Here is a 21,810-nt window from a genome sequence, read left to right on the forward strand (position 1 = left end):
TCTGAGTATCCTGCCGTTTTAGTATGCCGGATGCAATTTTATTATGTCCAAAAGAGGTGCCTTTAAGTGAAGAAAGGATTCGTTTCAATTATTATTCCTTCTTATAATGAAGCAAGCAACATTAAATTGATTTATTCACATTTAAGGAACGAATTTCAAACCATTGATTATGATTATGAAATTTATTACATAAACGACGGAAGCACAGATGAAACCCTTGAAGAAATTAAAGATCTGGCGCAAAAAAGTGAACGTGTCAAATACATTTCATTCTCAAGAAATTTCGGTAAGGAGGCTGCCATTCTTGCAGGGTTTCAGCATGCCCGCGGCGATGCCGTCGTCGTCATGGATGCCGATTTGCAGCATCCGACATACTTATTGCATGATTTCATCAAAGGATATGAGGAAGGCTATGACCAAGTGGTCGCACAACGCAACAGAAAAGGGGACAACCCGATACGATCCTATTTGTCGTCACTGTATTACCGTTTTATCAACAATGCGGTTGAAGTTGATTTAAGGGACGGTGTCGGCGATTTTCGCCTGTTAAGCAGAAAAGCGGTTGACGCGCTGTTGAAGCTGAGCGAAGGAAACCGCTTTTCTAAAGGGCTGTTCTGCTGGATCGGCTTTGATCAGAAAATCATCTATTATGAGAATGTCGAAAGGAAAAACGGAAAGTCCAAGTGGTCGTTTCGCCACTTGCTTAACTATGGAATCGACGGGGTCGTTTCCTTCAACAACAGACCTTTGAGAATATGTTTTTACGCCGGAATTTTTATCCTTTTTCTTTCGCTGATCTACATTGTGGCGACATTCATTCAAATTTTGAAACACGGTGTCATTGTTCCAGGGTATTTTACCATTATTTCTGCGGTTCTCTTTCTTGGCGGCGTTCAGCTTCTCAGTCTCGGAATCATCGGTGAATACATCGGACGAATCTATTATGAGACGAAAAAGCGGCCTCATTATTTGATACAGGAGGCAAACATCAGCAATGGAGAAACTCATGAAAAAAATGAATCTTGAATTTATCCGCTTTGCCGCTGTAGGCGTTGTGAATACCTTGAATTACTACGCGGTTTATTTGCTTCTGCATCTTTTGCTGGCGATGAATTATATGGCATCACATATTGCCGCATTTGCCGTCAGCCTTGTCATTTCCTTTTTCTTGAATTGCTATTTTACCTTTAAAATCAAGCCGACACTTTCTAAATTTTTGCAATTTCCGTTGACACAGCTGTTTAATTTGGCCGCGTCTTCTTTGTTTGTGTATATTTTTGTAAACTTTTTGAAGATGAACAGTTCGGCTGCTCCGCTGGCTTCCATGTTTTTAACGGTTCCTCTGACGTTTTTAGTGACAGGGAAGATTTTGAAAAGAGACAGGGGAAGAGTATGAAGAAAACAATATGTCTATTTTTCATTTCAAGTTTTGTTATTTCTGTAATCGCCCATTTCTTTTTCTTGATCGAATGGGCGCATGGCCGCTATATGACCGGAAACGGCGACGGGCTCGCACAAATGGTTATTTTTAAATCATTTCTTTATGATCAATATAAAAACGGCAACTTTTTTTATGCCTACTCCTTCGGTCTTGGCGGCGGCATCTACAGTCAGCTTGGCTATTATTTTACGACTTCTTTTGTATTCATCGCTTCTTTTGCCGCCGTTTTTGTCATGGAGCTTTTACATATGACGAACAATGCGGATGCTTTGTTCTGGGCGCAGGCCGCCGTGTTTATCAGTGTGATCAAACTGACCTTTGTTATTTTTATCGCCTCATACGCGTTTCATATGTTGGTGAAGCAAAAACTGGCCGCTTTTACAGGGGCCGTTTTATACGGAACATCTGTCATCTATTTCCGTCATACGGTGTTTTGGGAATTTTTCAGCGATGCCATGCTGTGGCTTCCTTTGCTTGTGGCGGGGGCGGAGAAAATCATCAGGGACAGGCGGCCGGGACTGTTTATCACCGCCTGTTCTGTGACGCTGTTTAACAATTTCTATTTTGCGTATATCAATTTGATTTTCATCGCCATTTATGTGATCTTTCGCTGGTTGGTTCAGCTTGATGAACATGAAGAGGCAAGGTGGAAGCAGTTCAGGATGTTTGCCGTATCCTGCCTGATTTCCTTTGGGATCAGCGCCGTTTCTTTTGTGCCTGCTGTTTACGGCTTTTTGAACAATCTGCGGCCTCCGTATGATCAGGCGGTTCCTTTGTACGATCTCACGGACAACATTCTATTTTCCAGCCGCATCATACTTCTGCCCGCAGTCTTTTTGCTGTTTTTATTCGTGCTTTCCTTTTATCGAAACAAGACGTTCAGGGTGTTTGCCGCGATCAGCATGGTGCTGATCATTCTCCATTACAGTCCGCTTGCGGCAAGTGCGTTCAACGGATTTTCCGCACCGCAGAACCGTTTTGAATACTTGCTTGCTTTTACGATCGGCGGCGCCGTTGCGGTAGGAATCACCGAGCTGAAACGCATCAGGCTGAAAGAGATCTTCTGTTCAAGCGTGATCGTCCTCTGCATTTATATCGCAACGGTGTGGAAGAAAGATCTGGATTTGTCTTTGCTGAAAAATTGGAGCATTCTTGCTCTTTTGATGCTGACGATCGCCGTCTTTGCGGCGGCCGGCCTCAAATACAAAAGGTGGCATCTGCTTTTCCACGGCTGTATTTTGGCATCTAGTGTGGTGATCGCCAATACGTATGAGAAATATGTCCTGTCAGAAGGAAGCGACATTCAATCCGTGACGAAAAGCTATTTGACTAGCAACGAGTATAACGGCAAAGAGCAGCGGGAACTTTTGGAAAACATCAAAAAAGATGATGGCGGCGATCCGTACACAAGGATCGACTGGATGAACGGCGTTCGCAACAATACGCCGATGCTCCAGCGCTTTAACGGTTTCAGCGCCTATTCCAGCATCCTGAACAAGGATCTTCTCCTGTTTTATTGGAAAGACCTTCAAATCGATATGGGGCGGGAAAGCGTCAGCCGCTATGCGACGATGGGGGACCGCGCCAACCTGTACAGCTTGTTGTACGGCAAATATTATATGACGGAAAAAGAAAATGCCCCTGACGTCCCTTACGGATTTGAAAAAATGGACGAGTCCGAGCATTATGACGTATACAAAAACAAGTACACACTGCCGTTTATCCGTACGGCCGACACCGTTTTTTCCGAAAAGGATTTAGCCGATTCCTCCGTATTGGCGAGAGAGCATGCGATGCTTGAAGGGATCGTGCTGGATAACGGAAAAGGAAACACAGAGCCGCCACAAGAGAGGAATATCATCAAGGAGGCGAAGCTGAAAACGAAAGGCGCCTCTTATGAAAACGGTGTGCTCAAAGTAACAGAAAAAAAGGGCGGAATCGATCTGATCCCGCCTCAAAGCAGTCTTGCGGATGAAGGCGACTATTATGTCGGATTTTATTTGAAAAGCTTAGCAAAGGACCAGTTTTTCAATTTGCAGGTCAATGATTATGTCACATCAAGGAAATCCAATCAGTCGATTTATAAAACAGGCGTCTACGACTTGACGATCAGGGTGAAGAAGGCGAAAAAGATTGCGATCAGGCTCCCGAAAGGAACCTATCAACTGGAGCATTTGACATTGTATGAGGAAGATTACCAAACATTAAAAAAAGAGGCGGCGAAAAAAGCGCCGGACGCTGAAATGACCTGGCAGCAAAATAAGCTGACCATCAGCTACAACAACCAAAACGGCGACCGCTATATGATGCTGCCGATCCCGTTTGAAAAAGGCTGGGAGCTTACGGTGAACGGGAAAAAACAACCCGTTCAAAAAGCGAATTATTCCTTTATCGGCTTTTCCATCGACAAAGGGGACAACGATATTCAGCTCGTTTATTATCCGCCGTACTTTAAAGAATCATTGGCGGTGACCATCATCGCCCTCGCCGCTGGAATATGGTACAGCAGGAGAAGACGGAAAAAGCTTGGCTCTTAAACAGAGCCAAGCTTTAATTTTTTCTGAAGCTTTTCTTCGCTGAAGATCCATCCGGTATAGGATGTGATTAATTCCAAAGAGTCCCTGTCGATATGGGCGATGGCGACAAATGGATAGTGTCCTTTGCTTCGGTAGCGCAAATCGATAAAACGGACTTCGTAGTGGTCTTTATACGTGTCAATTTCCCATTTGTAAACAGGTGAAAAAGACAGGAAAGCGGAAATGTTTTTATCCTGCTTCGCCGCTTTCATGACAGCCGATTCAGGCACCGGCACCCTGTTGAATGTGTCAATGATGACGACGTTTCCGTCAATGCTTCTTCCGACATGGAAGGCGGACTTTGCCTTGACGGCGACCCGCCACTGTCTGAACTTCATCGTCGGCGAAATGATAATTTCTTCAATATCATCGATTTTTTCATGGAGTGATTGTTTGATTCGCCTTTGCATCATGTATCTCAGCAGGTAGTACCCCGCCAGGATGATGTAAAGGGCTAAAAACGTATAACCTTGATGGGCGCCCGCGAGCCAAAAGGCTATCGCCACTAGGTGGCTGACGAAAATAAACGGATCGAATGTATTAATCAATCCGAGCGCCACCCATTTTTTTGAAAAAGGTCTGACAGCCTGTGTGCCATAGGCGTTAAAAATATCGACGAACACATGGAGCGCAACCGCGGCCAGCGTCCACAGCCACAGATGCAGCAGATTGGCTTCTGGATAAAGCAAAAGCAGGACGCCCGGTATCATCAATGACCAAGCGAGGACAGCGGGGATGGAATGCGTAAATCCCCTGTGATGTCTTATATAAACAGCGTTATTTTTTAATTTTAAAATCGTATCAATATCCGGAGCCTGTGATCCGACGATTGTCGCAATCATCACGGCCTCGGTCATGGAAGGATCCATACCGACGGCGGGATCCAATGTCGCAATGCCGCCGAGGGCAACCCCCATGACAACGTGTGTGCCAGTATCCATTGGTGACCTCCCCTAATGGTGCTAGAATCAACAAATTCCAAAAACGAAAACCAAGAGAGCATAAATATGGATCTTGCCTGAAATATTTAACGCTTTTGCTTTCTTCACTTTTAATGTAACATGTTATCGTATATGCATATAGTTTACAACAAAAAGCCGATGCAACAAAAGTGAAGTATGCTAATGTGACGAGGACCGGCAAGGAGAAGTTTCATCATGGATCTGGAAAAAAAGTTAGAGCAAAAGAACATTAAACAATTTCAAGAAGATTTAATTTCCTGGTATGAAAGAGAAAAGCGCGATCTGCCCTGGCGTTCAGACAGCGATCCTTATAAAGTCTGGGTTTCTGAAGTGATGCTTCAGCAGACAAGGGTGGATACGGTCATCCCGTATTTCAACAACTTCATTGAACAATTTCCGAACGTTGCGGCGCTTGCTAAAGCTGACGAAGAAAAAGTCCTGAAAGCCTGGGAAGGATTGGGATACTATTCAAGGGTCCGGAATCTGCAAAGCGCGGTCAAAGAAGTCCATGAACAATACGGGGGCGTTGTTCCTTCTACAAAAGAGGAATTTGGCGGTTTAAAAGGTGTAGGCCCCTATACAAGGGGGGCGGTGCTGAGCATCGCCTACAACCAGCCGATTCCGGCGGTCGACGGCAATGTCATGCGGGTGATGTCGCGCATTTTATCCATCTGGGACGATATCGCAAAACCAAAAACGAAAAGCACATTTGAAAAAATCGTTGCCGCATTTATTTCCAAAGACAAACCGTCCGAATTCAATCAGGGGCTGATGGAGCTTGGCGCTGTCATCTGCACGCCGAAATCGCCAATGTGTCTTCATTGCCCTGTCCGCGAGCATTGTTCAGCTTTTGCAGAAGGCTGTGAAAAAGAACTCCCTGTCAAAAGCAAAAAGAAGAAGCCGGCGCTAAAAAGCCTTGCAGCCGTTGTCCTGACGGATGAAGAAGGATGCTTTTACATCCATAAAAGGCCTGAGCGCGGCCTGCTGGCGAATCTATGGGAATTCCCGAACACAGAAACGATAAAAAGCCTTAAACCTGAGCGTGAGCAGCTCGCCGCTTTTTTAAAGGAACAAGCAGGAGTCGAGGCGGAAATCGGTCCGCTCGAAGGGGTCGTTGAACACGTTTTTACCCACCTTGTCTGGAATATTTCCGTTTTTTTCGGGAAAACATTGCACAAGCCTAATCATTCATACTTGAAAAAGGTTACGAAAGAAGAGCTTGAACAATACGCCTTCCCGGTTTCACATCAGAAAATATGGAATATGTATATGAAATAGGCAGCTTGACTGTGCATGCTGCCCTCTAGTCGTACTGGATATCGGTGCCGTGGGTATAGTCGGCTTCACGGCGGTGCAAACCGCCTCTTGCTTTTATTTCTTTGACGACTTCCACATATTCGGCATGCCCTTCCTCATTTAAAAAAGGCATCATCTGCTGGAAGGCGTTGTGGAAAAAGAGAAGCTCCGATTCCTTCCACTCATCCTTCGGGGTCTGATCGAGCTCACTCATGTCCCGTCCGACGTACATAAGGCGCAAGCCTCCTTTTTGATTGATGTCATGACCATTATTTTTTAACAAAAGCAAATAACTATACTAGGAGATGGATAACATGGAACAAAAAAAATGTGCGCTTATTACAGGAAGCAGCCGCGGTGTCGGAAAGGCAGCCGCACTGAGGCTGGCAGAAAACGGCTATCATATCGTCATCAACTATGCGAGAAGCAAAAAAGCGGCCCTTGAAACGGCTGAAGAAATTGAAAAGCTTGGTGTCAAAACATTGGTCGTCAAAGCGAATGTCGGACAGCCGGCGAAAATAAAAGACATGTTTCAGCAAATTGAGGAAACATTCGGCAGACTGGACGTGTTCGTCAATAACGCCGCATCAGGCGTATTGCGCCCTGTCATGGAGCTTGAAGAAAGCCATTGGGACTGGACGATGAATATCAATGCCAAAGCTCTGCTTTTCTGCGCACAGGAAGCGGCAAAGCTGATGGAAAAAACGGGCGGCGGCCACATTGTCAGCATCAGCTCGCTCGGCTCGATCCGCTATTTGGAAAACTATACGACAGTCGGCGTTTCCAAGGCGGCGCTTGAATCATTGACGAGATACCTGGCTGTTGAGCTTGCGTCGAAAAACATCATTGTCAATGCCGTATCAGGCGGAGCGATCGATACAGACGCGCTGAAGCATTTTCCAAATCGTGAAGAGCTGCTTGAGGATGCTCGGCAAAACACACCTGCCGGCCGTATGGTTGAGATCAGCGATATGGTTGATGCCGTAGAATTTTTAACTTCCGGAAAAGCGGACATGATCCGCGGCCAGACGATCATCATTGACGGCGGCCGCTCCCTGCTCGTTTAAATTTTTTTAAGCCGGCGTGTATAGGATATCACCCACCTGCACAATCTAATGGTCGTGGAGGTGATATACAATGGCTAACCAACAATCCAAAACAAACGCACAAAAAGTAAGACAACAAAACCAAGCTTCTGCACAAGGCGGTCAGTTCGGCACTGAGTTTGCCAGCGAAACTGATGCGCAGCAAGTAAGAAAAAACAACCAGCAAGCTGAGCAAAATAAACAGCAAAACAGCTAATCACTGAAACAGGAAAAAGCACTTCACAATTCGAGTGGGGTGCTTTTTTCTTTGCCCTTCGTTCCGACAAAACTTCCGATTCTTAGGCAGAATCAGTCAAAGGACATTCGCCAGGTATAGAGAAATGTTACTTAGGCAATAAATGGAGTAGAGCATAGAATGGAGGATCATGAATGCCGGAATTTGAAAACTTGGTTCAGGGGCAGATGGAAATTATGGACAAGCTTTTGTACCTTCAAGCCGAGATTGAGAGATGCCAGGAAATCGAAAAAGAACTTGCGGCCCTTGAAAAAAAAGCCCAGCTTTTATCGATCCGGGAAGAGATATCTCAAAAGCGAAAAGATCTTGCTGCCATTCAGGATTTGTTTCAAAAGCAGACGGAGCAGGTGATTCAGGCTTATCAAAAAATTGAAGCCTGAAAGTTTATGTCGATTTCTCAAAATGAGCCATTCCTGTTCCGGAGTGGCTGTTTTCATTTTCATTTTTTATTTTCAAACGTTATAATAAATAAAAGAACTGTCGGACAGGCGATGTAACACACTGACTTGTAAGGCTTTTGCAAAGAAAGTAGGGGAGAAACATGGGCTTTCCCAAGGAAGGAGAAACCATTCAAATTCATAGCTACAAGCACAATGGGCAAATCCATCGGATATGGAATGAAACGACGATTTTAAAAGCAACGGAATTGTGCATCATCGGCGCCAATGACCGGACAATGGTCACAGAATCTGACGGCCGGACATGGGTGACAAGAGAGCCCGCGATTTGTTATTTCCATGCCAAGCAGTGGTTTAACGTCATCGGCATGCTTCGCGAAGACGGAATTTATTACTATTGTAATATCAGTTCGCCGTTTGCTTTGGACGATGAAGCGATCAAATATATCGACTACGACCTTGATGTGAAGGTCTTCCCGGATATGACGTATCATATCCTTGATGAAGATGAGTATGCCGATCATAAAAAAATGATGAATTATCCAAAAGAAATCGACGGCATTTTAAGATACCATTTAAATACGTTGCTGCATTGGATTCATCAAAGAAAAGGCCCGTTTGCTCCGGAGTTTATCGACATTTGGTATGAACGTTATTTGCATTATACAAAATAATCCAACAGACCTGTTGAGGTTCAACAGGTTTTTTCAGTGAGCTCACACCATCAAAATATAGAGGGGGGATGACGTGTGGGTGTAATCAAAAGATATATGGAGTTTGTCAAGCCGTATAAATGGAAAATCATTCTGACGGTTCTGATTGGCATTATCAAATTTTCTATTCCGCTTGTGATTCCGCTTCTCTTGAAATATGTTGTGGACGACATCATTCAGGGAAACGGAACCGCAGAAGAAAAAACATCCACCTTATTTATTGTAATGGCGGTTATGTTCGCCATTTTTTTGGTGCTTCGGCCGCCGGTCGAATATTATCGGCAGTATTTCGCACAGTGGACGGCGAGCAAGGTGCTGTATGACATCAGGGACAGGCTGTTTTCCCACATTCAAAAGCTGAGTCTCAGATACTATGCGAACACCCGTGCAGGCGAAATTATTTCCAGGGTCATCAACGACGTCGAGCAAACGAAGGAATTTGTCATTATTGGTCTTATGAATGTCTGGCTTGACGTCATGACGATTTTTATCGCCGTCACCATCATGCTGACGATGGATGTCAAGCTGACGCTCATTTCGATCGTGCTGTTTCCGCTTTACGGGCTGTCTGTTAAATATTTTTACGGCAGGCTCAGAACCTTGACGAGAGAGCGTTCACAGGCTTTGGCTGAAGTGCAGGGCCATCTTCACGAACGGGTTCAGGGGATGCCGGTGATCAGAAGCTTTGCTATCGAAGATCATGAACAAAAGCAGTTTGACCATGAGAACGGCAATTTTCTCGGCAAAGCGATCCGCCATACGGCTTGGAATGCGAAAACGTTTGCCGTTGTCAATACGATTACCGATCTTGCGCCGCTGATCATCATTACGGTCTCCGGATACTATGTGATTCACGGATCACTGACGGTCGGGACGATGGTGGCGTTTTTCGGCTATATCGAACGCCTTTACAATCCGCTCAGACGCCTGATTAACTCATCAACGACTTTGACCCAGTCCATTGCGTCCATGGACAGGCTGTTTGAATTTATTGATGAGCCGTATGAATTAAAAGATAAGCCGAATGCCGTGAAAGCCGATCGCTTAAAAGGGGTTGTCGAATTTAAAGACGTCTCATTCCAATATGAAAAGTCGGATGAATTGATCCTGCAAAATCTTTCTCTTAAGGCGGAGCAAGGGGAAACGATCGCCCTTGTCGGAATGAGCGGAGGCGGAAAATCAACGCTGGTCAGCCTGATTCCGAGGTTCTACGACGTCACTTCCGGAAACTTGTATATTGACGGCATCGATGTCCGCGATTATCAGGCGCGAAGTCTGAGAAACCAGATCGGCATGGTGCTTCAGGATACGTTTTTGTTCAGCGAATCGATCCGCGAAAACATTTCCATAGGCAAGCCCGAGGCTTCAATGGAGGAAATCATCGAGGCGGCAAAAGCGGCGAATGCCCACGATTTTATTATGGAGCTGCCTGACGGCTATGATACGAAGGTCGGAGAAAGAGGTGTGAAGCTTTCAGGAGGGCAGAAGCAGCGGGTTTCAATCGCAAGGGTGTTCCTGAAGAACCCTCCGCTTTTAATCCTGGATGAAGCAACATCAGCGCTTGACCTTGAAAGCGAGCACTTTATTCAGGAAGCGATGGAAAAGCTTGCAAAGGACAGGACGACCTTTATCGTCGCCCACAGACTGTCAACCATTACACACGCTGATAAAATTGTCGTCATTGAAAACGGCCGTGTTGTAGAAACCGGGACGCACGGGGAATTAATGAGCCGTGACGGCCATTACAAGCATCTGTTTACGATCCAGACATTAAGCTAAATAACGCCGAAAAGCCTGACTTTCGTTTGTGAAGCAAACGAAAGCCGGGCTTTTTTTATCCCGTAAATTTCGTACATATTTCCTAGCTTGTCTAAATACAATTTAAAAAATACAAGCTCCGGAGGTGTATAAGTGGCAAAAGAAAAATTACTTGATGTCTCGGATTTATCTATTTCGTTTCAAAAGAAAAAAACAGAAATCCCGGTTGTTCAAGGCGTTTCTTTTTCAATTCGGCACGGAGAAATCACTGGAGTCGTCGGCGAATCCGGCTGTGGCAAAAGCGTCACATCCATGGCCTTGATGGGGCTGAATGCCAGTACCCGTACGACAGGCCGGATTCTCTTCCAGAAAAAAGATCTTCTCAAGCAGTCTGAAAAAGAATGGAGAAGCATGCGGGGAAATGAAATCGCGATGATTTTTCAAGAGCCAATGACCTCTCTCAACCCTCTTTTCACAATTGGCAGCCAGCTGACAGAAGCACTCTCCAGCCACACCAACATTCAAAAAAAAGACGCGCGCAAAAAATGTGTTCAAATGCTGGAAACCGTCGGTCTTCCGCGGGCGGACCAGCTGATAAAGCAATATCCCCATGAACTGTCAGGCGGCATGAGACAGCGGGTCATGATCGCAATGGCTTTGATTTGCGAACCGAAACTGCTGATTGCCGATGAGCCGACAACAGCTCTTGATGTCACCATCCAGGCGCAAATTCTTTCTCTTTTGAAAAAAATGAACGCCGAATTTGGGACGGCGATTCTCTTGATCACCCATGACCTTGGTGTCGTCCACAATATCTGCGGACGGGTGATGATCATGTATGCCGGCCGCATTGTTGAAGAAGGCAGTGTCACAGCCATTTTCGACAGTCCGAAACATCCGTATACAAAAGGGTTGTTTGCCTCTATCCCCGCATTCACCAGCAAGTCGGAAAGACTGTCTTCAATAGAGGGGCAGGTGCCAAGACCAGGGACCATTAAAAAAGGCTGCATGTTCGCCCCGCGCTGCCCGCACAAAATCGAACGCTGCACACAGGAAGAGCCGAAGATGTGCCGGCTGGGAGATGACCATTCTGTAAAATGTTTTCTCTTTGAGGAGGAAGGTGGAGCAGATGGAGCATGAACTGTTGCGGGTCAGCAAGCTGAAAACGCACTATCCGGCAGCGCGAAAAAAAGTCGTCAAAGCGGTGGATGATGTCTCATTTTCAGTTGAAAAAGGCGAAATTTTAGGGATTGTCGGCGAATCAGGCTGCGGAAAATCAACCTTGGGAAAATCGATCTTGCGGCTGACAGAACCGACTTCAGGTCAGGTGACATTTCTCGGCCGGGAGGTGACAGCTCTCGACGCCAAAGAGCTGCGCAGCATGAGGCGGCACTTTCAAATGATTTTTCAAGATCCGTACGCTTCCTTAAATCCGCGCATGAAAATCAAAGATATTTTAGAGGAACCGCTGATTGTTCATCGCTTAGGATCAAAAGCAGAAAGGAAAGAAGTCGTCCGCTCAATGCTCGAAATTGTCGGGATGGATGCTTCTTATGGAGAGCGCTATGCCCATCAATTCAGCGGAGGCCAGAGGCAGCGGATCGGAATTGCAAAAGCGCTGATCACAAAGCCTAAATTGATCATCGCCGATGAACCAGTCTCCGCGCTCGATGTGTCCGTGCAGGCGCAAATTTTGAATCTCCTGAAAGACCTGCGGGAAGCTTTTGCATTAACCTTTCTCTTTATTTCTCATGATCTTGGAGTCGTCCGCTATCTCAGCGACCGCGTTGCTGTCATGTATGTTGGGAAAATCGTCGAGATGTCAGATGCTGATACTTTATTTAGAGAGCCGAAACACCCTTATACAGAGGCTCTTTTAGAGGCTGTGCCGGTAATCGGCAAAGGGGAGGTTGAGGATAGAATGCAGGATGTCATGGTCTCCGGCGGAAGCGGGAAGGGATGTCCTTTCTACAGCAGGTGTCCGAAGCGCGAAGCGATATGCAAGGAAGCTGAGCCGTTGCTCGCTGAAATATCTGCTGGGCATTATGCGGCATGTCATTTCATAACAGGGGGGCAATAGAATGAAGCGAAAAAGCTGGCTGAAAGGGTTTGGAATACTGCTGATCATTTCCGTTTTTTTAATGGGATGCTCTGGGAAAGAAGGCGGGAAGGAAGGCGGCGGGGCAAAAACCGAAAAGGATACGCTCATCGTTGGCAGAGGGGGTGATTCAACATCGCTTGACCCGATTACGACGACTGAAGGCGAGGCCTTTAAGGTGACGATCAACATGTTTGAAACACTGCTCAATTACGATGAACAGGACACAAGCCTTAAAGAGGGGCTGGCCGTTAAATGGAATGTGTCAGACGACGGCTTGACCTATACGCTGGATTTGAGAAAAGGTGTTACATTTCATGATGGCACCGATTTTAATGCAGAAGCTGTCAAATATAATTTCGAACGATGGATGAACGGAGATGAAGATCAATTCCCTTACTACGGGATGTTCGGCGGTTATAAAAAAGATGAGGGGCATGTCATCAAAGAGATCAAAGTTCTTGGAGAGCATCAAATCCAATTTATCTTAAAACGCCCGCAAGCGCCGTTTTTAAAGAACCTTGCAATGACATCGTTTGGAATCGCAAGCCCGGCTGCCATCGAAAAATACGGTGATCAATTCCGAGAACACCCCGTCGGCACAGGACCTTATCAATTCGTGGAATGGAAGCCGAACGACCGGATTGTCCTGGAAAAGTTTTACGGTTATTGGGATCAAGACAAACCGAAGCTGAACAAGATTATTTTTAGAGCCATTCCTGAAAACTCGGCCCGTCTCAATGCGCTGAAGACAGGAGAAATCGACTTGATGGACGGTGTCAATCCATCGGATATCGAGAGCATTAAGGCAGACGCCAATCTGCAAATGTTTGAAAGGCCGTCGATGAATGTCGGCTACCTTGGGATGACGACGACAAGAAAGCCGTTTGATAACAAGCTTGTCCGCCAGGCATTGAACTATGCGGTTGATAAACAGGCGATCATCGATTCTTTCTACGGCGGGCTTGCCGAACCGGCAAAAAATCCGCTTCCGCCGTCACTGGAAGGCTACAACGACCAGATAAAGGCCTACCCGTACGATCTTGAAAAGGCCAAAGAGCTGCTGAAAAAAGCCGGATATCCGAATGGCTTTGACATGAAGCTGTGGGCGATGCCTGTTCCGCGTCCATATATGCCGGACGGGATGAAAATCGCTGAAGTGATTCAATCAAGCTTTGCGAAAATCGGTGTCAAAGCGGAAATCGTCACATATGACTGGGCCACTTATATCGACAAAGTGAGCAAAGGCGAAGCTGATGCGTTTTTAATGGGATGGACCGGCGACAACGGAGATCCGGACAATTTCATCTACACATTGCTTGATAAAGACAATATCGGCGGCAACAACTACAGCTATTTCAGCAATGACAAGCTCCATGACATGTTGATCGAGGCGCAGTCGAACCCTGATCAAAAGAAGAGAAATCAGCTTTATCAAAAAGCGCAGGAGCTGATTCATGAAGAATCGCCGTGGGTTCCGCTCGTCCACTCGACACCGATTTTGGCCGGGACAAAAGACATCAGCGGCTATGTTCCTCATCCGACAGGAAGTGAAGTCTTATCAAATGTAGAGTTTAAATAGTTCACAAGGTGGTGACAGCCGTTGCTAGCTTACTGCTTAAAACGGACCGTCATGCTGATTCCCGTCCTTATCGGCATGACCCTCGTCGTTTTTTCGATCATCCGCTTTATTCCCGGCAACCCGGCCCAGGTGATCCTCGGCCAGCGAGCGACAAAGCAGGCGGTCGAACAGCTGACAAGTCAGCTCGGCCTTGATCAGCCCTGGTATATTCAATACGGCCAATATATCGGGGATTTGCTGAGAGGGGACCTGGGGACTTCAATCCGCACGGGAGCGGCGATTACAAAAGAAATTCAGCCATATTTATTCGCCACTCTCGAGCTTGCTTTTTTTGCGATGGTGATCGCGGTGATCATCGGTGTAAATGCCGGAATCATCAGCGCCTGGTTTAAAAACTCGGCGTTTGATTACTTTGCCATGCTGCTGGCTTTAATCGGCGTTTCTATGCCGATCTTCTGGCTCGGATTAATGGGGCAATGGTTGTTTTCCATTGAATTGGGCTGGCTGTCCACAACAGGAAGAGAAAATGTCCGCAATCCGGTCGAAGCCGTTACCTATATTCATACGATTGATACTCTATGGAACGGGCGATTTGATCAGTTTGTTGAAACGATCCGTCATTTAATTTTGCCGGGAACCGCTCTGGCGACCATTCCAGCGGCGATTATCGCCAGGATTACGAGAGCGAGCATGATAGAGGTTCTGCAATCCGATTATATCCGTACCGCAAAGGCAAAAGGCGTTCAAATGCTTTTTGTCATCTACAAGCATGGTTTAAAAAACGCTTTGATTCCGATTCTTACCGTCGTCGGCCTGCAAACCGGACTGCTTTTGGGCGGCGCGATTTTGACGGAGACGATTTTTGCCTGGCCGGGCATTGGCCGCTACATTTATGATGCGATCAGCTACCGCGACTATCCGGTGATTCAATCAGGCATCCTTGTGATCGCCTTCATCTTCGTCATGATTAATTTTATCGTTGATCTGCTGTATGCCGTCATCGATCCGAGAATCAAATATTAGGAGGCGGGGAATGTGGTTGTGCTGCAAAAAGTGCGGCAGAGGGGAGAAGCGGACAGCCGCTCTCCTTTGTCGGAAAACATTCGGCGGTTTCTTGATCATAAATTGGCCGCGGCCGGCACTATCATTGTCGCGCTGTTTATTCTGCTGGCCATTTTTGCGCCGCTGATTTCGCCTTACGGATTAAATGACCAATCGCTGTCAGACAGGCTTGCTGCTCCATCCGCTGAACACCTCTTTGGCACGGACGATTTTGGCAGGGATATCTTTTCGAGAGTGCTGTACGGAGCAAGGCTTTCCTTATGGGTCGGTTTTTTCTCCTGCCTGGGCTCGGCACTAGCGGGAACGCTTTTGGGGCTGATTGCGGGATTTTACGGGAGATGGGCGGATGCCGTGATTTCAAGAATGTTTGACATCTTACTTGCGTTTCCCAGCATTTTGCTTGCGATTGCCATTGTCGCCATCCTTGGCCCATCTTTGGAAAATGCCTTGATCGCCATCGCCATCATCAACATCCCGACATTCGGAAGGCTTGTCCGTTCAAAGGTGCTCAGCATCAGGCAGGAAGAATATATTTTATCGGCGCGGGCGGTCGGGATGTCCAATATGAGAATGATGTTTAAACACATTCTTCCGAACAGCATGGCTCCGGTTATCGTTCAAGCCACGCTCAATATCGGAACAGCGATTATCGAAGCGGCGGCGCTCGGCTTTTTGGGGCTCGGTGCGCAGGCGCCGAATCCTGAATGGGGTAAAATGCTCGCTGATGCAAGACCGTATTTGGCACAGGCGCCATGGACCTTATTTTTTCCCGGCATAGCGATTATGCTGACGGTGCTCGGCTTTAATTTAATGGGCGACGGGCTTCGGGACACCCTTGATCCAAAGATGAAGGAAGGCCGATAAAAAAACCGGTTAACGATTTCGTTAACCGGTTTTATTCTTCAACTTCAAGCTCGCTGTCTTTTTTATGATAGGTTTGAAAGCTTGAAATCAATGTTTCCAAATGCTCCAGCTGCTCGCGGTATTCCACAGTGCTGGCCATGATGGTCAGCATATTGTAGTCCAGCAGATCTTCTTTTAATTTATCCTGGTTTTTCAGGAACGACTCGGTCAAATGCTGTTTATACACGTCTCCTTCTTCATGGAGATCAACGGTATCCTGTGTTTTGATCTTGCCGACGAATCTCATTAAAATCCGTTCATGCCAATGCAGCAGGTAGTCAAGCTCTTCCACAAGCGTTTCTTGAAATTCCTCAGGCATGTGGTAAAAGTCGTTTTCCAGGCGGTGCAGCTTTTTCAAAGCGTCGAGCGCCCGGTTGGATGCAATGATCGCCTGTCTGAACAGCACGAGCTTTCTCTGCTTCACATATGTGGATCGTTTTAAATAGCTTCTTTCTTCTTTATAGAGCAAGTAAAGGTGATCGACCTTCATCATTTTTTCTTTCAGTTTTTCGATGTCTTCTTTCAGCATGGAATGTTCCGTTGTCTTCCGCGTCAACAGCCTGATCCATTTAATGACTTCATCTGTGTTTTCAACAATATGGCTGACGAGCTTTGTTTCATATTTCGGCGGCAGAAAAATCAGGTTGACCAGGAACGCGGACAAAACGCCGAGAATAACCGTTCCGGTTCTCACGAGGGCAAACAATAAAAAATTGTCGCCTGAGCTCTCCAATATGGCAATCACGGTAACAAGAGCGATCGAAATGGTGTTTTCGATCTTCAGCTTCAAGTTGATCGTAATGACAATGACCGCCGTCAATCCGATAATAATCGGACTGGGTTCAAAAATAAGTCCAAAAATAATAGCTGTCGCCGCTCCGATAATATTCGCCTGCACCTGATCGACAATCGTTAAAAATGAACGATAAATCGAAGGCTGGATCGCAAAAATAGCCGCGATTCCGGCAAAAACCGGTGTAGGAAGGCCGATCCATTCCGCGAGGTATAGAGCGAGCGTGATGGCAATCCCTGTTTTGAAAATACGGGCACCAAGTTTCATTAGGCTGTACCTGCATCCCTTTCTATATAAAATTCGTTCTTTCTCTGTTAATTTGCCAAACAATAAAGTAATATACAGCGATCTTCGGAAATATTCAACCCATTTTAAAGAAAAAACAAATCATTGACAAAGTTTCAAACCTGAATGCACCTTTCGCCCTTTTAAGTGGCAAAAAAGAGAGCGGTCCGCTCTCTTTTATTTGCGCTGTTTCAATTGTTCAAATGATTCATCCACGGCTTTCAGCGTGTCCTCTATATCTTTTTCGGTGTGAGTGGTCGTGATAAACCAAGCCTCATATTTAGACGGGGCAAGATTGACGCCGCGCTCGAGCATCAGTTTGAAAAACGCCGCGAACATCTCTCCATCCGTATTTTCTGCCTGCTCATAGTTTTCGATTTTGTCTTTTGTAAAGTATACGGTAAGCGCGCCTTTGAGTCGATTAACGGTAATAGCGATGCCATGCCTTTTCGCATGTGTCACGATTCCTTCCTCAAGCATGGCGCCAAGGCGGTCAAGCTTTTCATATGTGCCTTTTTCTTTCAGCACCTCCAGGCAGGCGATACCGGATAAGATGGACGCCGGGTTTCCGGCCATTGTCCCGGCCTGATACGCCGGTCCGAGAGGCGCCACCTGTTCCATAATTTCTTTTTTGCCTCCATAGGCGCCGATCGGCAGTCCGCCGCCGATAATTTTACCGAGCGCCGTCAAATCCGGCTTGACGCCTAAGAGATCTTGAGCTCCGCCGTACATAAAGCGGAAAGCGGTAATCACTTCATCGTAAATAACCAATGCTCCGGCTTTATGCGTCAACTCGTTCACCTGTTCAAGGAAGCCTTTTTTCGGTTCTACGATGCCGAAGTTTCCGACGATCGGTTCGACAAGCACGGCCGCCACATCATCGCCCCATTTATCAAGCGCTTCTTTATAGCTGTCGATATCATTGAAAGGAACGGTAATCACTTCATTTGCAATGCTTTTCGGAACCCCGGCGGAATCGGGTGTCCCGAGGGTGGACGGGCCCGAACCGGCCGCGACCAGTACGAGATCGGAATGACCGTGATAGCATCCGGCAAACTTGATGATTTTCGTTCTGCCGGTATAGGCGCGCGCGACACGGATTGTCGTCATCACGGCCTCCGTCCCCGAATTGACGAATCTTACTTTATCCAATGAAGGAATGGCTTCTTTAAGCATTTTGGCAAATGTGACTTCGTGTTTTGTCGGTGTTCCGTAGAGGACGCCGTTTTCTGCCGCTTTTTGAATGGCTTTCGTAATGTGCGGATGGGCATGGCCGGTGATGATCGGGCCATATGCCGCCAGATAATCTATGTATTTGTTGCCGTCTACGTCCCAAAAATAAGCGCCGCGGCCTTTTTCCATCGCGACCGGAGATCCTCCGCCGACAGCCTTGTATGATCTTGACGGGCTGTTGACGCCGCCTACTATATGTTGAAGAGCTTCTTCATGAAGCTTTTCAGATTGTGTGTGCTGCATAATATCCTCCTTATTTCTGCTCCTTCTTTCTATTGTTATATTGTAACACGATGGTGACAGAGAGCAAAAAAGAAGCCGCCGACATTTGAATAGGAGGAAACTTATTTTATAATGGGGGAAGCAACTGAAAAACAGGAGGTAAAACAATGACTGTTGAAATTGGACAAAAAGTACCTGATATTGAACTTTTGGGCGATCATGGAGAAAAAGTAAAGCTCTCGGACTTTGAAGGGAAGTATATCGTGCTTTATTTTTATCCGAAAGACATGACCCCGGGGTGTACGACAGAAGCTTGTGATTTCAGAGACAGCCACGAGAGCTTTAAGGAACTTGATGCTGTCATTATCGGGGTCAGCCCTGATGATCAAACACGCCATGAAAAATTCAAGGAAAAACACGATCTTCCGTTTTTGCTGCTCGTCGATGATGAACATCAGCTTGCCGAAAGCTTTGATGTCTGGAAGCTGAAAAAGAACTTCGGCAAAGAATATATGGGAATTGAACGTTCAACCTTTCTGATCGATAAAGAAGGACGCTTAGTGAAAGAATGGCGAAAAGTGAAGGTTAAAGATCATGTTGCGGAGGCTCTGCAAGCAGTCAGAGACGCCGCCGGCAAATAAGCAGCATTTACGGGGGGCCGAACTTTTCTTAAGGAATCGGCCCTTTTTATGGTCATATTTGCCCGGATGTTTGGCCATCATTTTAATAGAGCGCCTTTTTGCTTAAAAAAACGCTTTTTCACAGGGATTGGAATTGACAAAGAAACTTCGCAGGAGTTACACTAATTATAAACATTATAATGTAAGAATTTTTTTTAGAAGAGAGGTGCATGACGATGGCTGAACATAACCTGAAAGAAGCGTTGGAAACGTTGAAGGAAACCGGGGTGCGAATTACTCCTCAACGTCATGCCATTCTGGAATTTCTCGTAAATTCTATGTCTCATCCAACTGCAGATGATATATATAAAGCTCTGGAAGGGAAATTTCCAAACATGAGCGTAGCAACGGTTTATAACAATTTGCGGGTTTTCAAGGAATCAGGGCTCGTAAAGGAATTGACATATGGCGATTCTTCCAGCCGGTTTGACTTCGTAACATCCGAGCATTACCACGCGATTTGTGAACGCTGCGGAAAAATCGTCGATTTTCATTATCCGGGTCTCGACGAAGTGGAACAGCTTGCTTCCCATGTGACAGGTTTCAAAGTCAGTCACCACAGACTGGAGATATACGGTTTATGTCAGGAATGCGATAAAAAAGAAAGCCATTAAAAAGAGCTGGCCGCTTTTTTAACGGTCAGCTTATTTTTGTTTCCCACTTATCTGAGAGACTTTCGGTTGTACGTTTCATTAAACTCTTTTCCTTCAAGGTTTTTGTCCATTGTAAGAGGCTCCCTGCAATGCATGCACATGTCGACCCGGCCCAAGATTTTGGTCGGTTTTTCACAGTTCGGGCAGACGACTTTCACAGCTTTGGTTGAAAGCATCCCGATCCAGAAATAAACCGCTGTGCTCAACATGATAGATAAAACCCCCAAGATCATAAACACCGACATCACGAAGACCGAGGATCTGAAAAAGATTCCGATGTACATAATAATGAAGCCTGCAAAAACCAAGCTTAAGGCAAATGTTCTGATTTTGTTGATTTTGCTTGAATATTTGGCCATATCCATCCCCCTGTCTCTAATATAGCATATCCAGGATGTGTTATTCTGAATTTTTGAGAATGAATTGGAATTTTCTATAGAGAGTTTTGGGGAAATTGATTATAATAATTCAATGTGTTTTCAAAATAAAGGAGTTTTTATTGGCTCGTAGAAGTAGGTAGAACAAAAGAGAAGCTTTTAAGAGCATGTATTTTACATCGTATTGGAGGAATGGTGATGGAAAATCTTCTCCGTCCGATTTACCAAGAAAGAGCAAGCCGCCCCGACACTTTAGCTGTCATGATTATCGAGAGGAGAAATCAAACCTCATCTGCGACAGATAATTTTGATGCGGCATTGCTGGTTATCGTGAACAATGCTGAAGACCCTGTATTCGTGAAGCATTATGAGTTTAACGGAAAAACGGCTTCTCTTCATATTATTTCTGTTAAACAGCTTCAAGAATGGATTTTGCTAGGCACGAACAGAAGAATCATAGATTGGATTTTGAATGGGAAAGTTCTTTTTGACAGAAATGAATTTATCGTAAAGCTGATTGAACAGCTGAATACTTTTCCATTCTCCGAACGGAAATTAAAAATTGGTCTTGAATATGGAAAATTAATCAGAAGGTATATAGAAGGAAAAGCATTTTTTGAGGATGGTCAGCTGCTGGATGCCTATAATTCCATCGTGCATGCCCTCCATCATCTGGCCAGAATCGAAGTGATAGATAAAGGTTTTCATCCCGAAGTGACGGTTTGGAACCAAGTGCGTCACATGGAACCGCAGGTATATAAGCTGTATAAGGAACTGATCGAAAGCAATGAAAGCCTGCATAAAAGATTAGAGTTATTATTTCTCGCAAGCGATTTTCTCATTCATTCAAAAGCAGAAATCGGAGCCGCGCACATTCTTGATGTAATGGATGAAAAAAAGACTTGGCAATTTGCCGAGCTTCTGAAGCATCCTGATCTCAAATACTTTACAGCAGACCTTGGAGTTATTATTGAGTTTTTGACTGAAAAGGATTTGGTGGGCGTCAAGGAGATTGAAACCAAGGGTCAAAAGATTTTTCACCGCGGATATTTTGTTAAAAAAAGTGTTGACTCTAAATCATGACGATGTTATAGTATTAAACGTCGCTGTTAGCGAAACGGTTTTTGAGCTGAAAGCAGCAGCGACGAAAATTAAAAAAACATTTGACACGCCTAGTTGAAAATGTTATACTAATAAAGTCGCTTCACTAGGAAGCGGAAATGATCTTTGAAAACTAAACAAGACAAAACGTACCTGTTAATTCATTTTAAATAAATCGCACATGCGAGTGTGCGTAGTCATTATCAAACTTTTTTATGGAGAGTTTGATCCTGGCTCAGGACGAACGCTGGCGGCGTGCCTAATACATGCAAGTCGAGCGGACCGATGGGAGCTTGCTCCCTGAGGTTAGCGGCGGACGGGTGAGTAACACGTGGG

At 45.7% G+C, this 21,810-nt stretch carries 21 protein-coding genes, 1 rRNA gene and 1 pseudogene; 18 read left to right on the forward strand and 5 right to left on the reverse strand.

Features of this window, described 5'->3' with window-relative positions; translation table 11 throughout:
• The first annotated feature begins 66 nt into the window (after positions 1-66).
• From ACINLD_RS19345 to ACINLD_RS19355, 3 genes are read left to right on the forward strand one after another with little or no spacing between them, the layout of a single operon-like run.
• Positions 67-1,026 carry a glycosyltransferase family 2 protein gene (locus tag ACINLD_RS19345; RefSeq protein WP_026589520.1) on the forward strand — a complete coding sequence of 320 codons (960 nt, stop codon included), beginning with the start codon at positions 67-69 and terminating at the stop codon, positions 1,024-1,026.
• Positions 995-1,396 carry a GtrA family protein gene (locus tag ACINLD_RS19350; protein ID WP_077735285.1) on the forward strand — a complete coding sequence of 134 codons (402 nt, stop codon included), beginning with the start codon at positions 995-997 and terminating at the stop codon, positions 1,394-1,396. Before ACINLD_RS19345 ends, ACINLD_RS19350 begins: the two co-directional genes overlap by 32 nt.
• Positions 1,393-3,978, forward strand: a complete 2,586-nt coding sequence (locus ACINLD_RS19355; protein ID WP_077735284.1) for a YfhO family protein — start codon at positions 1,393-1,395, stop codon at positions 3,976-3,978. Before ACINLD_RS19350 ends, ACINLD_RS19355 begins: the two co-directional genes overlap by 4 nt.
• Here ACINLD_RS19355 and ACINLD_RS19360 read toward each other — a convergent pair.
• Positions 3,975-4,958 (reverse strand): metal-dependent hydrolase, encoded by a 984-nt coding sequence (locus ACINLD_RS19360; RefSeq protein ID WP_026589517.1) that lies wholly within the window; start codon positions 4,956-4,958, stop codon positions 3,975-3,977. The genes ACINLD_RS19355 and ACINLD_RS19360 overlap by 4 nt on opposite strands.
• A 216-nt stretch (positions 4,959-5,174) precedes the next feature.
• Here ACINLD_RS19360 and mutY point away from each other — a divergent pair, with 216 nt between their 5' ends.
• Positions 5,175-6,257 carry an A/G-specific adenine glycosylase gene (gene mutY / locus ACINLD_RS19365; RefSeq protein WP_410207122.1) on the forward strand — a complete coding sequence of 361 codons (1,083 nt, stop codon included), beginning with the start codon at positions 5,175-5,177 and terminating at the stop codon, positions 6,255-6,257.
• Between the two features lie 25 nt (positions 6,258-6,282).
• Here the strand turns inward: mutY and ACINLD_RS19370 are convergent, their stop codons facing one another.
• Positions 6,283-6,507: a hypothetical protein gene (locus tag ACINLD_RS19370; RefSeq protein WP_026589515.1), complete on the reverse strand. Its 225-nt coding sequence runs from the start codon at positions 6,505-6,507 to the stop codon at positions 6,283-6,285.
• A gap of 82 nt (positions 6,508-6,589) precedes the next feature.
• Here ACINLD_RS19370 and fabL point away from each other — a divergent pair, with 82 nt between their 5' ends.
• The 10 genes and pseudogenes from fabL (at position 6,590) to ACINLD_RS19420 (ending at position 16,091) form a co-directional block, all read left to right on the forward strand.
• Entirely contained in the window at positions 6,590-7,342 is a 753-nt protein-coding gene (gene fabL, locus ACINLD_RS19375) for an enoyl-[acyl-carrier-protein] reductase FabL (RefSeq protein WP_077735282.1), read from the forward strand.
• An 85-nt stretch (positions 7,343-7,427) separates the two neighbouring features.
• Positions 7,428-7,577, forward strand: a pseudogene (locus ACINLD_RS19380) (gamma-type small acid-soluble spore protein); the annotation flags it as partial.
• A gap of 173 nt (positions 7,578-7,750) precedes the next feature.
• A complete protein-coding gene (locus ACINLD_RS19385; protein ID WP_026589513.1) occupies positions 7,751-7,996 on the forward strand; it encodes a YgaB family protein in 246 nt (81 codons plus the stop codon).
• Between the two features lie 161 nt (positions 7,997-8,157).
• Positions 8,158-8,688 carry a DUF402 domain-containing protein gene (locus ACINLD_RS19390; RefSeq protein WP_026589512.1) on the forward strand — a complete coding sequence of 177 codons (531 nt, stop codon included), beginning with the start codon at positions 8,158-8,160 and terminating at the stop codon, positions 8,686-8,688.
• A gap of 75 nt (positions 8,689-8,763) precedes the next feature.
• Positions 8,764-10,506, forward strand: coding sequence for an ABC transporter ATP-binding protein (locus tag ACINLD_RS19395; RefSeq protein ID WP_077735281.1), 1,743 nt, complete (start codon positions 8,764-8,766; stop codon positions 10,504-10,506).
• 132 nt (positions 10,507-10,638) lie between these two features.
• Positions 10,639-11,625 carry an ABC transporter ATP-binding protein gene (locus ACINLD_RS19400; protein ID WP_026589510.1) on the forward strand — a complete coding sequence of 329 codons (987 nt, stop codon included), beginning with the start codon at positions 10,639-10,641 and terminating at the stop codon, positions 11,623-11,625.
• Positions 11,615-12,565: an ABC transporter ATP-binding protein gene (locus tag ACINLD_RS19405; RefSeq protein WP_026589509.1), complete on the forward strand. Its 951-nt coding sequence runs from the start codon at positions 11,615-11,617 to the stop codon at positions 12,563-12,565. Before ACINLD_RS19400 ends, ACINLD_RS19405 begins: the two co-directional genes overlap by 11 nt.
• Position 12,566: 1 nt before the next feature.
• Positions 12,567-14,165, forward strand: a complete 1,599-nt coding sequence (locus tag ACINLD_RS19410; RefSeq protein ID WP_410207123.1) for an ABC transporter substrate-binding protein — start codon at positions 12,567-12,569, stop codon at positions 14,163-14,165.
• Positions 14,166-14,186: 21 nt separating this feature from the next.
• Complete coding sequence (locus ACINLD_RS19415) at positions 14,187-15,188, forward strand: ABC transporter permease (protein WP_410207124.1); 1,002 nt, start codon at positions 14,187-14,189, stop codon at positions 15,186-15,188.
• A gap of 12 nt (positions 15,189-15,200) precedes the next feature.
• A complete protein-coding gene (locus ACINLD_RS19420) occupies positions 15,201-16,091 on the forward strand; it encodes an ABC transporter permease (RefSeq protein ID WP_026589506.1) in 891 nt (296 codons plus the stop codon).
• 31 nt (positions 16,092-16,122) lie between these two features.
• Here ACINLD_RS19420 and ACINLD_RS19425 read toward each other — a convergent pair whose 3' ends face one another.
• Both ACINLD_RS19425 and ACINLD_RS19430 read right to left on the reverse strand, forming a co-directional pair.
• On the reverse strand, positions 16,123-17,190 hold the full coding sequence (locus ACINLD_RS19425) for an FUSC family protein (protein WP_026589505.1): 1,068 nt from the start codon (positions 17,188-17,190) through the stop codon (positions 16,123-16,125).
• Positions 17,191-17,385: 195 nt separating this feature from the next.
• The gene (locus ACINLD_RS19430; protein ID WP_077735279.1) at positions 17,386-18,684 is read right to left on the reverse strand and encodes a glutamate-1-semialdehyde 2,1-aminomutase; all 1,299 of its coding nucleotides are present in this window, start codon (positions 18,682-18,684) and stop codon (positions 17,386-17,388) included.
• A gap of 146 nt (positions 18,685-18,830) precedes the next feature.
• Here ACINLD_RS19430 and bcp point away from each other — a divergent pair, with 146 nt between their 5' ends.
• Together bcp and perR are read left to right on the forward strand one after the other, a co-directional pair.
• Complete coding sequence (bcp, locus tag ACINLD_RS19435) at positions 18,831-19,304, forward strand: thioredoxin-dependent thiol peroxidase (protein WP_026589503.1); 474 nt, start codon at positions 18,831-18,833, stop codon at positions 19,302-19,304.
• Positions 19,305-19,519: 215 nt separating this feature from the next.
• On the forward strand, positions 19,520-19,957 hold the full coding sequence (perR, locus tag ACINLD_RS19440) for a peroxide-responsive transcriptional repressor PerR (protein ID WP_026589502.1): 438 nt from the start codon (positions 19,520-19,522) through the stop codon (positions 19,955-19,957).
• A gap of 47 nt (positions 19,958-20,004) precedes the next feature.
• Here the strand turns inward: perR and ACINLD_RS19445 are convergent, their stop codons facing one another.
• Positions 20,005-20,355, reverse strand: coding sequence for a YgzB family protein (locus ACINLD_RS19445; protein WP_026589501.1), 351 nt, complete (start codon positions 20,353-20,355; stop codon positions 20,005-20,007).
• 216 nt (positions 20,356-20,571) lie between these two features.
• On the opposite strand from ACINLD_RS19445, the gene ACINLD_RS19450 reads away from it, so the two are divergent.
• Complete coding sequence (locus tag ACINLD_RS19450) at positions 20,572-21,456, forward strand: nucleotidyltransferase-like protein (RefSeq protein ID WP_409445225.1); 885 nt, start codon at positions 20,572-20,574, stop codon at positions 21,454-21,456.
• Between the two features lie 230 nt (positions 21,457-21,686).
• Positions 21,687-21,810: ribosomal RNA gene (locus ACINLD_RS19455) — 16S ribosomal RNA — on the forward strand; the annotation flags it as partial.

It is taken from the genome of Bacillus sp. z60-11 (assembly GCF_046464135.1).
Taxonomy (GTDB): Bacteria; Bacillota; Bacilli; order Bacillales; family Bacillaceae; genus Bacillus; species Bacillus sonorensis_A.

Excerpts from the sequence above, each read along its gene's own strand:
- bcp (WP_026589503.1), top strand. The coding sequence starts at position 18,831 with ATGACTGTTGAAATTGGACAAAAAGTACCTGATATTGAACTTTTGGGC.
- ACINLD_RS19405 (WP_026589509.1), top strand. The coding sequence starts at position 11,615 with ATGGAGCATGAACTGTTGCGGGTCAGCAAGCTGAAAACGCACTATCCG.
- ACINLD_RS19425 (WP_026589505.1), bottom strand. The coding sequence starts at position 17,190 with ATGAAACTTGGTGCCCGTATTTTCAAAACAGGGATTGCCATCACGCTC.
- fabL (WP_077735282.1), top strand. The coding sequence starts at position 6,590 with ATGGAACAAAAAAAATGTGCGCTTATTACAGGAAGCAGCCGCGGTGTC.
- ACINLD_RS19445 (WP_026589501.1), bottom strand. The coding sequence starts at position 20,355 with ATGGCCAAATATTCAAGCAAAATCAACAAAATCAGAACATTTGCCTTA.
- ACINLD_RS19430 (WP_077735279.1), bottom strand. The coding sequence starts at position 18,684 with ATGCAGCACACACAATCTGAAAAGCTTCATGAAGAAGCTCTTCAACAT.
- ACINLD_RS19360 (WP_026589517.1), bottom strand. The coding sequence starts at position 4,958 with ATGGATACTGGCACACACGTTGTCATGGGGGTTGCCCTCGGCGGCATT.
- ACINLD_RS19390 (WP_026589512.1), top strand. The coding sequence starts at position 8,158 with ATGGGCTTTCCCAAGGAAGGAGAAACCATTCAAATTCATAGCTACAAG.
- mutY (WP_410207122.1), top strand. The coding sequence starts at position 5,175 with ATGGATCTGGAAAAAAAGTTAGAGCAAAAGAACATTAAACAATTTCAA.
- ACINLD_RS19410 (WP_410207123.1), top strand. The coding sequence starts at position 12,567 with ATGAAGCGAAAAAGCTGGCTGAAAGGGTTTGGAATACTGCTGATCATT.
- ACINLD_RS19385 (WP_026589513.1), top strand. The coding sequence starts at position 7,751 with ATGCCGGAATTTGAAAACTTGGTTCAGGGGCAGATGGAAATTATGGAC.
- ACINLD_RS19450 (WP_409445225.1), top strand. The coding sequence starts at position 20,572 with ATGGAAAATCTTCTCCGTCCGATTTACCAAGAAAGAGCAAGCCGCCCC.
- ACINLD_RS19370 (WP_026589515.1), bottom strand. The coding sequence starts at position 6,507 with ATGTACGTCGGACGGGACATGAGTGAGCTCGATCAGACCCCGAAGGAT.
- ACINLD_RS19355 (WP_077735284.1), top strand. The coding sequence starts at position 1,393 with ATGAAGAAAACAATATGTCTATTTTTCATTTCAAGTTTTGTTATTTCT.
- perR (WP_026589502.1), top strand. The coding sequence starts at position 19,520 with ATGGCTGAACATAACCTGAAAGAAGCGTTGGAAACGTTGAAGGAAACC.
- ACINLD_RS19350 (WP_077735285.1), top strand. The coding sequence starts at position 995 with ATGGAGAAACTCATGAAAAAAATGAATCTTGAATTTATCCGCTTTGCC.